General features: G+C 60.3%; 13 protein-coding genes. 9 read left to right on the top strand and 4 right to left on the bottom strand.

Features of this window, described 5'->3' with window-relative positions; translation table 11 throughout:
* Positions 1-80 precede the first annotated feature (80 nt).
* The 5 genes from dps (at position 81) to ybiO (ending at position 5648) form a co-directional block, all read left to right on the top strand.
* Entirely contained in the window at positions 81-584 is a 504-nt protein-coding gene (gene dps, locus B3797_RS15025; protein ID WP_033751449.1) for a DNA starvation/stationary phase protection protein Dps, read from the top strand.
* A gap of 324 nt (positions 585-908) precedes the next feature.
* Positions 909-1655, top strand: a complete 747-nt coding sequence (glnH, locus tag B3797_RS15020) for a glutamine ABC transporter substrate-binding protein GlnH (protein ID WP_126688958.1) — start codon at positions 909-911, stop codon at positions 1653-1655.
* Positions 1656-1729: 74 nt separating this feature from the next.
* On the top strand, positions 1730-2389 hold the full coding sequence (gene glnP, locus B3797_RS15015; protein WP_120451667.1) for a glutamine ABC transporter permease GlnP: 660 nt from the start codon (positions 1730-1732) through the stop codon (positions 2387-2389).
* Complete coding sequence (gene glnQ, locus B3797_RS15010; RefSeq protein WP_120451666.1) at positions 2386-3108, top strand: glutamine ABC transporter ATP-binding protein GlnQ; 723 nt, start codon at positions 2386-2388, stop codon at positions 3106-3108. Before glnP ends, glnQ begins: the two co-directional genes overlap by 4 nt.
* Positions 3109-3374: 266 nt before the next feature.
* Positions 3375-5648 carry a mechanosensitive channel protein gene (gene ybiO, locus B3797_RS15005; protein WP_311781906.1) on the top strand — a complete coding sequence of 758 codons (2274 nt, stop codon included), beginning with the start codon at positions 3375-3377 and terminating at the stop codon, positions 5646-5648.
* Positions 5649-5650: 2 nt separating this feature from the next.
* Here ybiO and rlmF read toward each other — a convergent pair whose 3' ends face one another.
* On the bottom strand, positions 5651-6571 hold the full coding sequence (gene rlmF, locus B3797_RS15000) for a 23S rRNA (adenine(1618)-N(6))-methyltransferase RlmF (protein WP_311791495.1): 921 nt from the start codon (positions 6569-6571) through the stop codon (positions 5651-5653).
* Between the two features lie 141 nt (positions 6572-6712).
* Here rlmF and B3797_RS14995 point away from each other — a divergent pair, with 141 nt between their 5' ends.
* Positions 6713-7345 (top strand): flavin reductase family protein, encoded by a 633-nt coding sequence (locus B3797_RS14995; RefSeq protein ID WP_311791494.1) that lies wholly within the window; start codon positions 6713-6715, stop codon positions 7343-7345.
* A gap of 19 nt (positions 7346-7364) precedes the next feature.
* Here the strand turns inward: B3797_RS14995 and hutG are convergent, their stop codons facing one another.
* Both hutG and hutI read right to left on the bottom strand, forming a co-directional pair.
* Positions 7365-8156, bottom strand: a complete 792-nt coding sequence (gene hutG, locus B3797_RS14990) for an N-formylglutamate deformylase (protein ID WP_311791493.1) — start codon at positions 8154-8156, stop codon at positions 7365-7367.
* Entirely contained in the window at positions 8153-9370 is a 1218-nt protein-coding gene (gene hutI, locus B3797_RS14985; RefSeq protein ID WP_120451656.1) for an imidazolonepropionase, read from the bottom strand. The genes hutG and hutI overlap by 4 nt, the downstream gene beginning before the upstream one ends.
* Positions 9371-9454: 84 nt before the next feature.
* On the opposite strand from hutI, the gene B3797_RS14980 reads away from it, so the two are divergent.
* Positions 9455-10810, top strand: coding sequence for a formimidoylglutamate deiminase (locus B3797_RS14980; RefSeq protein WP_311791492.1), 1356 nt, complete (start codon positions 9455-9457; stop codon positions 10808-10810).
* Positions 10807-11346 (top strand): HutD family protein, encoded by a 540-nt coding sequence (locus B3797_RS14975; RefSeq protein WP_311791491.1) that lies wholly within the window; start codon positions 10807-10809, stop codon positions 11344-11346. Before B3797_RS14980 ends, B3797_RS14975 begins: the two co-directional genes overlap by 4 nt.
* Here the strand turns inward: B3797_RS14975 and hutC are convergent.
* Positions 11330-12085, bottom strand: coding sequence for a histidine utilization repressor (hutC, locus tag B3797_RS14970; protein WP_311781913.1), 756 nt, complete (start codon positions 12083-12085; stop codon positions 11330-11332). The genes B3797_RS14975 and hutC overlap by 17 nt on opposite strands.
* A 264-nt stretch (positions 12086-12349) precedes the next feature.
* On the opposite strand from hutC, the gene hutH reads away from it, so the two are divergent.
* Positions 12350-13909 (top strand): histidine ammonia-lyase, encoded by a 1560-nt coding sequence (gene hutH / locus B3797_RS14965; RefSeq protein WP_311791490.1) that lies wholly within the window; start codon positions 12350-12352, stop codon positions 13907-13909.
* Positions 13910-13918 lie beyond the last annotated feature (9 nt).

Raw genomic sequence — 13918 nt, 5'->3', positions numbered from 1 at the left:
ATTCCTGCAAAGACGCAAAGCGCTGCTATACTTATTCCCGTGCTTGATTAGGACAACCCATCAAAGAGAGGATTCATACGATGAGTACCGCAAAACTGGTTAAAACGAACGCTTCCGATCTGCTTTACACCCGTAACGATGTGGCTGACGACGAGAAAAAAGCCACCATTGAGGTGCTCAACCGTCTGGTGGTGGAATTTATCGATCTGTCGCTGATTACCAAGCAGGCGCACTGGAACATGCGCGGCTCCAACTTTATCGGCGTGCATGAGATGCTGGACGGTTTCCGTACCACTATTACCGATCATCAGGACACCATTGCTGAACGTGTCGTGCAGTTAGGCGGCGTGGCGCTGGGCACCACGCAGGTCGTTAATGACAGAACGCCGTTGCAGAGCTATCCGCTCAATATTCACAGCGTACAGGATCACCTGAAAGCGCTGGCTGATCGTTACGCCATCGTTGCGAACGACACGCGTAAAGCGATTTCAGAAGTTAAAGATGAAGACACCGCAGATATCTTTACCGCGGCCTCCCGCGATCTGGATAAATTCCTGTGGTTTATCGAATCCAATATCGAATAACAGCGTAAAGCATTATCAGGCGGGGAGACCCGCCTTTTTTTGTGCCTGCTTAACAGGAAAATTACTATTTTTTGACCTTCATAACATTTCTGAACGCCTCTTCTTCCCACGCTTAATACCGCATGCAAAGGTGCGATTGCACCAAAATCTTACCATGCACCTTTTTGGTGCTTCATTTTGGTGCAAAAGTTTTTACCATTGCAGAATCGTGTCAGCTTTCAGGTTTAACCTGTTGATTGTGGTTAAAATGAAAAGTTGGCATACTTTTTTCATATGGTAAGCCGTAAACGCCGCTTTCGGGCCGGGTTGTAATAAGGAAAAATGATGAAGTCACTGTTTAAAGTCTCTGTGGCCGCGCTGGCGCTGGCCTTCTCACTCTCTTCTACCGCAGCAGAAAAAAAACTGATCGTCGCCACCGATACCGCTTTTGTTCCTTTTGAGTTTAAGCAGGGCGATAAATATGTCGGCTTTGACGTCGATCTGTGGGACGCCATCGCCAAAGAGCTGAAGCTGGACTATACCCTGAAGCCGATGGACTTCAGCGGCATTATCCCTGCTCTGCAGACGCGCAATATCGACCTGGCGCTGGCGGGCATCACCATTACCGACGAGCGTAAAAAAGCCATCGAGTTTTCTGACGGCTACTACAAAAGCGGCCTGCTGGTGATGGTGCGCAACAATGAGAACGACATTAAAGGCATCGACGATCTGAACGGCAAAGTGGTCGCGGTGAAGAGCGGCACCGGTTCTGTAGATTACGCGAAAGCGCATATCAAATCTAAAGACCTGCGTCAGTTCCCGAATATCGACAACGCCTATATGGAACTGGGCACTAACCGCGCCGATGCGGTGCTGCACGATACGCCGAACATCCTTTACTTTATCCACACCGCTGGCAAAGGCCGCTTTAAAGCGGTTGGCGAATCTATCGAAGCGCAGCAGTATGGCGTCGCCTTCCCGAAAGGCAGCGACGAACTGCGTGAAAAAGTAAACGGCGCGCTGAAGACCCTGAAAGAGAACGGCACCTATAACCAGATCTACAAAAAATGGTTCGGCAGCGAACCTAAATAATAATTTTTTGATTTTATTTTGAGCAGGGACGCGTTCCCTGCTTTTTTCCATCGCAACAAAACTGGAGTCACACCATGGAGTTTGACTGGAGCGTCATCTGGCCCGCTATGCCGGTGCTGATTGAAGGCGCGAAAATGACCCTGCTGATCTCGGTGCTCGGCCTGGTCGGCGGACTGATTATCGGTCTGGTCGCTGGCTTTGCCCGCGCCTACGGCGGCTGGATCGCCAATAACCTCGCGCTGGTCTTTATTGAGATCATTCGCGGCACCCCTATCGTAGTGCAGGTGATGTTTATCTACTTCGCCCTGCCGATGGCCTTCCCCGATCTGCGCATCGATCCGTTCACCGCTGCGGTGGTGACCATTATGATCAACTCCGGCGCCTATATCGCCGAGATCACGCGCGGCGCGGTGCTGTCAATCAACAAAGGCTTCCGCGAAGCGGGCCTGGCGCTGGGTCTGTCGCGTCGCGAAACCCTGCGCTATGTCATTATGCCGCTGGCGCTGCGTCGTATGCTGCCGCCGCTCGGCAACCAGTGGATCGTCAGCATTAAAGATACCTCGCTGTTTATCGTTATCGGTGTGGCGGAACTGACGCGTCAGGGCCAGGAAATCATTGCCGGCAACTTCCGCGCGCTGGAGATCTGGAGCGCCGTCGCGATTATCTACCTCGTGATTACCCTGGTGTTGAGCTTTGTGCTGCGCCGTATTGAGAAAAGGGTGAAAATCCTGTGATTGAATTTAAAAACGTCTCGAAGCATTTCGGCCAAACCCAGGTGCTGCACGATATCAACCTGAAGATTAATCAGGGCGAAGTTGTGGTGATTATCGGCCCCTCCGGCTCAGGCAAATCGACGCTGCTGCGCTGCATTAACAAGCTGGAAGAGATCACCAGCGGCGATCTGATCGTCGACGGCCTGAAGGTGAACGATCCCAAAGTAGATGAGCGTCTGATCCGCCAGGAAGCGGGCATGGTATTCCAGCAGTTCCATCTCTTCCCACAGATGAGCGCGCTGGATAACGTCGCGTTCGGTCCGATCCGCGTACGCGGCGCAAAGAAACAGGATGCGCATAAGCTGGCGCGCGAGCTGCTGGCGAAGGTTGGCCTGGCCGAGCGCGCGCACCACTTTCCTTCCGAACTCTCCGGCGGCCAGCAGCAGCGCGTCGCCATCGCCCGCGCGCTGGCGGTGAAGCCGAAGCTGATGCTGTTCGATGAGCCAACCTCTGCGCTGGACCCCGAGCTGCGCCACGAGGTGTTGAAGGTGATGCAGGATCTGGCGGAAGAAGGCATGACGATGGTAATCGTGACGCATGAAGTCGGCTTCGCGCAGAAAGTCGCGTCGCGCCTGATCTTTATCGACAAAGGCACCATAGCGGAAGATGGCGATCCCGATACGCTGATCACCCAGCCGCCAAGCGATCGCCTGCGCGAGTTCCTGCAGCACGTTTCCTGATTTGCCGGGCCGACAGGCGTCGGCCCACCGCGATCAGCGCGGATACGCACCTCTTCCCTGAGGTGCGTCCGCCTCCAGCCTCACGCGCTGCGCTATTCAAAAACGCTTCCAGTATTTCGCGAAACGCTTCGCTCTTTTCCTCTGCCACTCCCCTTTTTATCGCCCGCTTTTCGTCAACCGGACGATAAGTGCCTTTCAGAACTTTCACTCCCTGCGCCTGACTATACTTTTCCACCTGTGAGCCAGAGGTTGCTAAGGAGAAAGCCATGTCGTCAGCCCACATATGTTGTCGCCTGTTGCGACAAGGGATCGCGCTGTTACTACTCTGCTGTTTTATGCTGCCCGCCGCGCAGGCGGTGACGCTGCCGCAGGCGGCAGTCGCAGCGCAGCAGTCAACTGGCTCCGCCAGCGGCGCGCAAAAAGAGCCGACCCTCGACGAGAAAAAAGCCGCTTACGCCGCGCTGGCAAATATTCTGGAAGATGACCAGTCGCGCAAGGAACTGATTGATCAGCTGCGCGGCGCCTCCACCGCGACGGCAAAGGATAACGCGCCTGCGCTGACGCCGCCGGTCGAAAAGGAGGAGGAGAAAACCGTCCTGCAGGGCGTAACGGATGTCACCCGCGAATTTGGCGGCGACGTGGCGCAAAAATTTGCCCGCCTGCATGACAATATCGCCTATGCGCCGCACAAGGCGTTTAATCCCGACACCTTTTTCAATGCGCTGCGGCATTTCGTGGTGCTGGCTGCGGCGCTGTTCGCGCTTTACTGGCTGCTGCGCCGTCTTATTGCGCCGCTTTATCGCCGGATGGGCCGTTGGGGACGCGCGAAGAACCGCGAGCAGCGTAACTGGATACAGCTGCCGGTGGCGATTATCGGCGCGTTTATCATTGATTTGCTGATGCTGGCGCTGACGCTGTTTATCGGTCAAATCATCAGTGACAATTACCACGGCGACAGCCGTACCATCGCCTATCAGCAAGGGCTGTTCCTGAACGCCTTCGCGCTGATTGAATTTTTCAAGGCGGTGCTGCGCCTGATCTTTTGCCCCACCTTTAGCGACCTGCGCTTTTTTCATCTCAGCGACGGGCGCGCCCGCTACTGGAACACGCGCCTGAGCTGGCTCTCTGGCCTGATCGGCTATGGACTGCTGGTGATCGTGCCGATTGTCTCTAATCAGGTTAATGTGCAGGTCGCGGCCGTGGTTAACGTGCTGATTATGGGCATCATGACCGGCTGGGCGCTCTTCCTTATATTTTCTAACCGTCGCGCTATCCATTTTGCCCTTCAGGCGCTATCGGATCGCAGCATGGCGTTTTTCGCCTTTTTTATTCGCGCTTTCGCGCTGGTGTGGCACTGGCTGGCGAGCGCCTACTTTATTGCGCTGTTTCTGCTCTCTATTTTCAATCCTGGCGACAGCCTGAAATTTATGATGTCGGCGACGGTACGCACGCTGGCGATTATCGGCATCGCCGCCTTTATTTCCGGCATTCTGACGCGCTGGATAGGCAAAACCATTACGCTCTCGCCCGACCTGCGCCGTAACTACCCGGCGCTGCAAAAGCGCGTCAACGACTGGGTGAAGGCGCTGCTGAAGCTGGCGCGCATTATTACCGTGTTCGCCACGCTGTTGCTGCTGCTCAACGCCTGGAACCTGTTCGATCTTTGGCACTGGCTCACGGTCGGGGCGGGTGAAAAAATGGTGGACGTGCTGATCCGCATTATCATGATCCTGCTGCTCTCCGCTGTGGGCTGGACGGTGCTGGCAAGCCTGATTGAGAGCCGACTCGCTTCCGACTCTCACGGCCGTCCGATGCCGAGCGCCCGTACCCGCACCCTGCTGACGCTGTTCCGCAACGCGCTGGCGGTGGTGATCAGCACCATTACCATTATGATTTTACTGTCTGAAATCGGCGTCAATATCGCGCCGCTGCTGGCAGGCGCGGGCGCGCTTGGCCTGGCGGTCTCCTTCGGCTCACAAACGCTGGTGAAGGATATTATTACCGGCATCTTCATTCAGTTTGAGAACGGCATGAATACCGGCGATCTGGTGACCATCGGCGCCATTACCGGCACAGTGGAACGGATGTCGATTCGCTCGGTGGGCGTTCGTCAGGATACCGGCGCCTACCACATCATTCCCTGGTCTTCGATTACCACCTTCGCCAATTTTGTGCGCGGCATCGGCTCGTTTGTCGCCAACTATGACGTCGAGCGCGGCGAAGACAACGAACGCGTTAACCGCGTCCTGCAGGAGGCGGTTAATGAGCTGCTGGAGAATGCGGATATCCGCGGCATGGTGATTGGCGAACCGAACTTTGCCGGACTGGTGGGATTAACCAATCAGGCCTTTACCGTACGCGTCTCCTTTACCACCCAGCCGTTGAAACAGTGGACGGTGCGCTTTGCGCTGGACACCATGGTGAAGAAACATTTCGATGCGGCCGGGATTAAGGCGCCGCATCAGACGGTAGAGGTGATGCAGACCGGCAACAGCGTGGCGAGCGCGGCTGCCCTGCCCGCGCTGCCGGCACCGGAGTAAAGCTATTTCGCCAGCCGCGTCGCGCGCGTCGCGGCTGGCATAAAGCTCCAGGCGAGAAAGCGGCTCTGCTTCTGGCCCTGCGCCATGTTCACAACCCGCACCTCTGCGACGTCGAGCGCCTGCAGCTGCTTTTCCAGCGCAGGCAGATTCTCGCGGCGCGACACCAGCGAGGTAAACCAGATGCACTGGCGCGCCAGCGCCGCGCTTTCGGCGATCATCTTGCCGACAAAGGCTTTTTCACCGCCTTCGCACCACAGCTCGTTATGCTGGCCGCCGAAGTTAAGCGGCGTCGCGCTCTCCAGCTTCAGATTACGTACTTTCCGCTGCGAACCGGCCGCCGCCTCCGCCGCTGAGGCGTGGAACGGCGGATTACATATCACGGCGTGAAAGAACTCATTTTTATTTACCACGCCCGCCAGTACCGCCTGGGGATCCTTCTGACGGCGCAGGCGAATGGCGCGCTGTAGCCCGGCGTTGGCCGCCACGATGCGGTTAGCCGCCTTCAGCGCCGCCTCGTCGATATCGGTGCCGGTAAAACGCCAGCCATACTCCGCATGGCCAATCAGCGGATAGATGCAGTTTGCGCCGCAGCCGATATCCAGAATATCCGCCTGCGGGATCGCGCCGTGATTGTCCTGCGCCAGCAGATCAGCCAGGTAGTGCAGGTAATCGGCGCGGCCCGGCACCGGCGGACAGAGCGCCCCGGGGGCCAGCTGCCATTCAATGCCGTAAAAGAGTTTCAGCAGCGCCTGGTTCAGCAGCATGACCGCTTCCGCATCGGCAAAATCGATCGACTGCGCGCCGTAGCCGTTGGGCCGCACCTTTGCCGCCAGCGGCGGGTGCGCGGCGGTCAGCGCGGCAAAGTCGTACTCGCCCTGATGGCGGTTGCGGGCGTGGAATAATTTACTGGCTGGCTTGTTCATGGCGTCTCCCGTTTTGCAGGCGCGTACAATACGCCGCAGCGTCGGGAAAATAAAGCCGCACAATCCGCTTACATATTTATTCCCGATGCAGCCGATGCTGTAGCGCTAAGATATTGTTAACACTTCACTACGGGATAAAAGATGACGCATAAACGCTACTCCTACCAGCCGCGCGCCGGTCATGGTCTGCCGCATGACCCGCTCAATGCCATTATCGGGCCGCGTCCGATTGGCTGGATCAGTTCGATTTCCGCTGCCGGTCAGCGCAACCTGGCGCCCTACAGCTTCTTCAACTGCTTTAATTACCATCCGCCGATCATAGGTTTCTCCAGCACCGGCTGGAAAGACAGCGTGCGGAATATCAGCGAAAGCAAAGAGTTCGTCTGGAACCTGGCGACGCGCCCGCTGGCGGAGGCGATGAACGAGAGTTCGGCATCGGTGCCACCGGATCAGGATGAGTTCGCGCTGGTGGGCGTGACGCCGCTGGCCGCCTCGCAGGTGAAGGCGAGCCTGGTGGCAGAAAGCCCGGTAAACTTTGAGTGCCGCCTGACCCAGCTTATTCAGCTGCAGGATGCGCAGGGCGACCCGATCGACAGCTGGCTGGTGCTGGGCGAGGCGATTGCGATTCATATCGACGAATCGCTGCTGGATGAAGGCATTTATCAGACGGCGCGCGCCCAACCTATTCTGCGCGCCGGCGGGCCGAGCGCCTATTACGGCATCAGTGAAAACGAACGCTTCGACCTGATGCGTCCGGACGCGCGCCGCCGCTAAAGAGACGGCGCCTCAGCCGCTATGACGGCCTGCCGCGTTCGATAAAGCTTTGCACGAGCGGCTTCAGCACTTTCTGCAGCGCTGAAGCCCGATCCTGCCGCCAGGCGAATGGCGGCGTCTCATCCATATAGTTAAGCTGCGCCAGCTCCAGCTGCACCGCCTGTACCTGCTCTTCCGGTTGACCGTAGGCGCGCGTAATGTAGCCGCCCTTAAAGCGTCCGTTCACCACCCAGCTATAGTCGCTCTGCGCCGCACAGACCGCCTCCAGCCCTTGCGTAACTCCGGCGCGGCAGCTTTTGCCGTCGTTGGTGCCGATATTCAGATCGGGCAGACGTCCTTCAAACAGGCGCGGGATGACGCTGGCGATAGAATGGGCGTCAAACAGCAGCGCATAGCCGTGTAGCGCTTTCAGCCGCGCCAGCTCCTGCTGGATCTGCTGATGATAAGGCTGCCAGATATCTCTGAGATAACCTTCGCGCTGCGCCGCAGAGGGCGTTTTGCCTGGCGCAAAGGTCGGCGAGCCGTCAAACAGGGTTTCCGGATAAAGCCCGGTGGTGGCCGTGGCGTAGAGCGGCTGATTATCTGGCGGACGATTGAGGTCGATCACAAAACGCGAATAGTGGCCGATCAGCACGCTGGCGCCCAGGTTGCGCACAAAATCGAACAGCTGCGGAATATGCCAGTCGGTATCCGGCAGGCCGCGCGCCGCCTCGCTCAGTCCGGCTTCTACCTCCGGCGTAAGCTGCGTACCGGCGTGAGGAATACTGACCAGCAGCGGCAGGCTGCCCGGCGTAAAGAGAAAAGGTGTCATTGCGCTTCTCCGCGATAGATAACGGTACAGGGCAGCTCGCCGCCCAGCCAGTAAACCAGTTCCGCCGGGCGCGCCAGCGGCCAGTGGACGAAGTTCGCCACTTTGCCCGCCTCCAGCGAGCCGTGGGTTTGCTGCAGCCCCAGCGCTTTCGCGCCCCAGAGCGTGACGCCCGCCAGCGCCTCTTCCGGCGTCATGCCGAACAGCGTGCAGCCCATATTAAGCATCAGGCGCAGCGACAGCGCCGGCGAGGTGCCGGGATTCGCGTCGCTGGCCAGCGCCATCGGCACCTTATGCTGACGAAACAGCGCCACCGGCGGCCGCTGGGTTTCCCGCAGCAGATAGAAGGCGCCGGGCAGCAGCACCGCCACTGTGCCCCGTTCGCCCATCGCCCGCGCATCTTCTTCGGTCGCATATTCCAGATGATCGGCGGAGAGCGCGCCGTAGCTCGCCGCCAGCCGCGCCCCGCCCAGCGAAGAGAGCTGCTCGGCGTGCAGCTTGACCGGCAGACCCAGCTCGGCCGCTTTGTCAAACACGCGGGCCACCTGCGCCGGGGAAAAGGCCAGGTGTTCGCAAAAGGCGTCTACCGCGTCCGCCAGCCCGTTGGCTTTCACCTGCGGCAGGATGCGCTCACAAATCAGATCGACCCAGCCGTCGGGATCCTGCTTAAATTCGGGCGGAAAGGCGTGCGCCGCCAGACAGGTCGCCAGCACATCGACGGGCGCGCTCTCGCCAAGCCGCCGTATCGCGCTCAGCATACGCAGCTCGCTCGCCTCATCCAGCCCGTAACCCGATTTGATCTCCACCGTGGTTACCCCTTCCGCCAGCAGACGGTTGAGCCGCCAGCGCGCCGAGGCCACCAGTGACTCCTCGCTGGCTTCGCGCGTGGCGCGCACCGTCGAGAGAATGCCGCCGCCCTGCGCCGCGATCTCGGCGTAGCTGACGCCGTTGAGACGCTGCTCGAACTCTGCGCTGCGGTCGCCGCCGAACACCAGATGGGTATGACAGTCGATCAGCCCTGGCGTCAGGATGCCGCCGTCGAACCGGTGCTGCTGGCGCGGCGTAAAGGCGGGCATCTCCGCGCGCGGCCCTACCCATACCAGCTCGCCGCCATCCACCGCCAGCGCGCCATCCTCAATGATGTGATATCTGCCTTCGCGCATGGTGACCAGATCGGCCCCCAGCCACAGGCTGTCGATCGCTTTGCTTTCCGCCATCACGCCTCTCTCCGCTACGGACGATTTACTCCGCCCTTTAAAGTATGTATATGTATATACAACTACAGCCATTGAGGATCAACTATGGCAACCTGTTTTGCTCCACGCGCGCTGCTGGCCGACGGCTGGCGACATCAGGTGCGCATTAGCGTTAATGACGCGGGCATCATTGAAAGCGTCACGCCCGACAGCGACCCGCAAGGCGCCATCCCGCTGCCCGGCGCGGTGATCCCCTCTGTCGCCAATCTGCATTCGCACGCGTTCCAGCGCGCGATGGCCGGGCTGGCAGAAGTGGCGGGCGACCCACAGGACAGCTTCTGGACCTGGCGCGACCTGATGTATCGCATGGTGCAGCGTCTGACGCCGGAGCAGGTCGGCGCTATCGCGGCCTATCTCTATATCGACATGCTGAAAGGCGGCTATACCCAGGTGGCGGAGTTTCACTACCTCCATCACGACGCCAGCGGCGCGCCCTACGCGCAGGACGATATGCTGCAGCAGCTGATGCTCGCCGCCGACAGGGCCGGTATCGGCCAGACGCTACTGCCGGTGCTCTACAGCCACAGCGGCTTCGGCGCGCAGCCGCCGCTGCCGGGCCAGAAACGCTTTATTCAGCAAACCGACGCCTGGCTGCGGCAGCAGGAGCGGCTGGCGGCGACAGTGCGGGATAAGCCGCTGCTCAATCGCGGCCTCTGCTTTCACTCGCTGCGTGCGGTCAGCGAAGCGCAGATGCGCGAGGCGCTAGAGGCGAGCGATAAGAGTCTGCCGGTGCATATTCATATCGCCGAGCAGGAAAAAGAGGTCAACGACTCGCTGGCCTGGAGCGGCGAGCGGCCGGTAGAGTGGCTGCTCAACCGCTTTGAGGTGGATGCACGCTGGTGTCTTATCCACGCCACGCATCTGGACCCGCGTGAAATCGAGCGGCTCGCCGCCAGCCGCGCGGTGGCCGGGCTCTGCCCCACCACCGAGGCCAACCTCGGCGACGGCATTTTCCCGGCGACCCATTTTATCGCTCAGGGCGGACGCTGGGGCATCGGCTCCGACAGCCACGTCTCGCTCAGCGCGCTGGAGGAGCTGCGCTGGCTCGAATATGGCCAGCGGCTACGCGATCGTCGTCGCAACCGGATTATCACGGCGGAGCAGCCGTCTGTGGGCGATCTGCTGTGGCGCGGCGCGGCGCAAGGCGGCGCGCAGGCGTGCGGCGTCGCCCTCGGCGAGCTGTCGCCGGGCAAGCGCGCGGACTGGCTGGTGCTGGCGGAGGATGCCTGGCTCGAGAGCGTCGGGGATGACGCGCTGCTTAACCGCTGGCTCTTTGCCGGACGCCGCGAACAGATCCGCGACGTGTGGGTTGCGGGCCGCGCGGTGGTTGAAGCGGGACGCCACGCGGAGGAGGAATCCTGCGCGGCCGCGTTTCGTCAGGCGATGGCGGCGCTGCGATGAGGACGCGCTTCTGTTATGCCGACCTTCAGGTCAGTCGCTGGCGCAACGGCGGCGGCGAGACGCGTGAAATCATCAGCTATCCGCCGGGCGAAGCGGATTTCGCCTGGCGCGCCAGCATCGCCACCCTCTCCCAGGATGGCGCATTCTCGCGCTTTCCGGGCATCGATCGGGTGATTACCCTGCTGCGCGGCGACGCGGTAACGCTTAGCGCGCCCGCTCTCACGCATACGCTGAAACCGCTTCAGCCCTGGCGCTTTCCCGGCGAATGGGCGATCCACGCCGCGCTGCGCGGTGAAAGCGAAGACTTTAACATTATGACGCGGCGCGACAGCTGGGAAGCGCAGGTGGATGTCATTGCGCAGGCTGCCGCCAGTCTAAATGGCGTCGCCTGGGTTATCGCGGGCGAGTGGCGGCTGGAGAGCGGCGAACCACTATGCGCCGCTGAAGGTGTATGGTGGCTGGATGAGGAGACGCAGCTGACGCCCGCGACGCCGGACGCGCAGCTGCTGCTGACGCGCCTTAGCCGTGTCCCTTAAAGCGGCCAAGCAGCTTATAACGCGAGCCGGGATAGAGCAGGCGCGCATAGGTCACGATTTTGGTGTCGCTCCAGGTCTGGCGGCGGATCAGCAGGCAGGGCTCATGTTCATCCAGCGACAGATACTTACGCTGGCGCGCATCGGGCAGCACCGCTTCAACGATATGCTCACCCGCCGTCAGGGGCGCGACCTGCATCAGATAGGTGTAGGGCGTGAACTGGTGGTAATCCTGGCTCAGGTAATCGGGTGCCACCAGCGGGTTAACCAGGCGATCCTCCAGCTGCACCGGCAGGTCATCTTCGTAATGCACAATCAGCGAATGAAAAATGGTCTGGCCGGTGCTTAAGCCGAGCACCGCCGCCTGCTCGGGATCGGCTTTATTCTGGCCGATCGCCAGGATCTGGCAGCGGTGCTGGTGTCCGCGCTGGGCGATCTCATCCGCGATATTATGCACTTCAAGCATCGCCGTGTAGCCTTTCATCTCCGCGACGAAGGTGCCGACGCCCTGCATGCGCACCAGAAATCCCTCGCTGGTCAGCTCGCGTAGCGCGCGGTTAATCGTCATACGGCTGACGCCCAGCTCGTTGACCAGTTCGCTTTCGGACGGCACGCGCTGGTTCGCCTTCCAGCTGCCCGCGCGGATCTGGCTGATAATCGCCTGCTTCACGCGCTGGTAGATTGGGGCTGGCTCATCGCTCATCGCGGCCGCCAGCTGTGCTATTGCCGAATGCTCGACCATATTGATTTCCTTATTACGCTAATACCTGAAGTTTACTGTCTCATCTCGTAAATGTATATACATCTGCAGCCGCCTCTGTCCCGCCCTCTGACCGCCGCCGCGCGATCTAATTTGTGATCGCGCTGGCATAGCAAATGCTTATAGCTTGCCACTTGTATAGACAAGAATAGACACTTGTGTTTCACTCGATTTTATTCGCTGCGCAGAGTGAAACCGGTTCAGGTTTTTGCTTTCCGCGCTTACTTGTATAGACAGGAGTAGACTATGTCAGGTTCGGCTCAGGCTATCCGCCTGGTTCCCGGTGAAGTAGAGCTTGTCACGCTGCGCAGGATATATCAGGGCGGCGTCACGCTGACGCTTGATGAGCGAGCGCAGGAAGCCATTTTACGCGCCCAGCAAACCGTGGACGATATCGTTGCCTCCGGCAAGGTGGTGTACGGCATCAACACCGGTTTCGGCAAGCTGGCGCAAACGCAAATCCCTGCCAGCCGCCTTGCCGATCTGCAGCGTAACCTGGTGCTGTCGCACAGCGTCGGCCTGGGCGACCTGCTGCCCGACAACGTGACGCGTCTGGTGATGGCGACCAAAATCATCAGCCTGGCGCGCGGCCATTCCGGCGTGCGTATCGCGCTGATCGAGGCGTTGCTGAAGCTGTTTAACGCAGGCGTAATGCCCTGCATTCCTGAAAAAGGCTCGGTTGGCGCGTCCGGCGATCTCGCGCCGCTTGCCCATCTCTCGCTGATGCTGCTGGGAGAGGGCGACGTGCGCGTCGACGGCGCGCTGATCCCGGCGCGTGAAGGTCTGGCCTCCGTCGGACTGACGCCGTTTGTGCTCGGTCCGAAAGAGGGTCTGGCGCTGCTTAACGGCACCCAGGTCTCGACCGCGCTGGCGCTGCGCGGCCTGTTTGAGGCGGAAAACCTGCTGGCGGCCGGACTGGTAGCCGGAGCGCTGTCGCTGGAGGCGATTAAAGGCTCGCTGAAACCCTTCGACGCGCGTATCCACCAGGCGCGCGGCCAGCGCGGCCAAATCGCCGTCGCCGCCGCGGTGGAGAGGCTGGTCAAAGGCAGCGAAATTCTCGGCTCGCACGTTAACTGCGGCCGAGTGCAGGACCCCTACTCGGTACGCTGCGTGCCGCAGGTGATGGGCGCCTGCCTTGATAACCTCACCCACGCCGCGCGCGTGCTGCAGATTGAATCTAATGCCGCCTCTGACAACCCCCTGGTGTTCAGCGACAGCGGCGACGTCATCTCCGGCGGCAATTTCCACGCCGAGCCGGTGGCCTTCGCCGCCGACATTATCGCGCTGGCCGTCGCTGAGATTGGCGCGATCTCCGAGCGCCGCATGGCGCTGCTGCTTGATACCGGTCTTTCGGGTCTGCCGCCCTTTCTGGTGCGCGACGGCGGCGTTAACTCCGGCTTTATGATTGCGCAGGTCACCGCCGCCGCGCTCGCCTCAGAGAATAAATCGCTGGCTCATCCCGGCAGCGTCGACAGCCTGCCAACCTCGGCCAACCAGGAAGATCACGTCTCGATGGCGACCTATGCGGCGCGCCGTCTCGGCAGCATGTGCTTCAACACCGCCGCGGTCGTCGGCATCGAAGCGATGGCGGCGGCTCAGGGCATCGAATTCCATCGCCCGCTGCAAAGCTCCGCGCTGCTTGAGCAGGAGATTGGCCGCATTCGTCAGCAGGTCGCCTTCCTTGAGGAAGATCGTCTGCTGGCGCCCGATATCGACGCCATGCGTCTGTGGGCCAGCCGCTCCGACTGGCCCGATTTTCTCACGGCGCTGCTGCCCAGCCAGCAGACCGTCTCTTCTGGTGAATAAGGAATCTGC

Origin of the sequence: Pantoea sp. UBA5923, assembly GCF_002431095.1 — a bacterium.
GTDB lineage: Bacteria > Pseudomonadota > Gammaproteobacteria > Enterobacterales > Enterobacteriaceae > Pantoea > Pantoea piersonii.
Note: the sequence above shows the minus strand (reverse complement) of the source record. Positions and strands in the feature narration are given on the sequence as shown.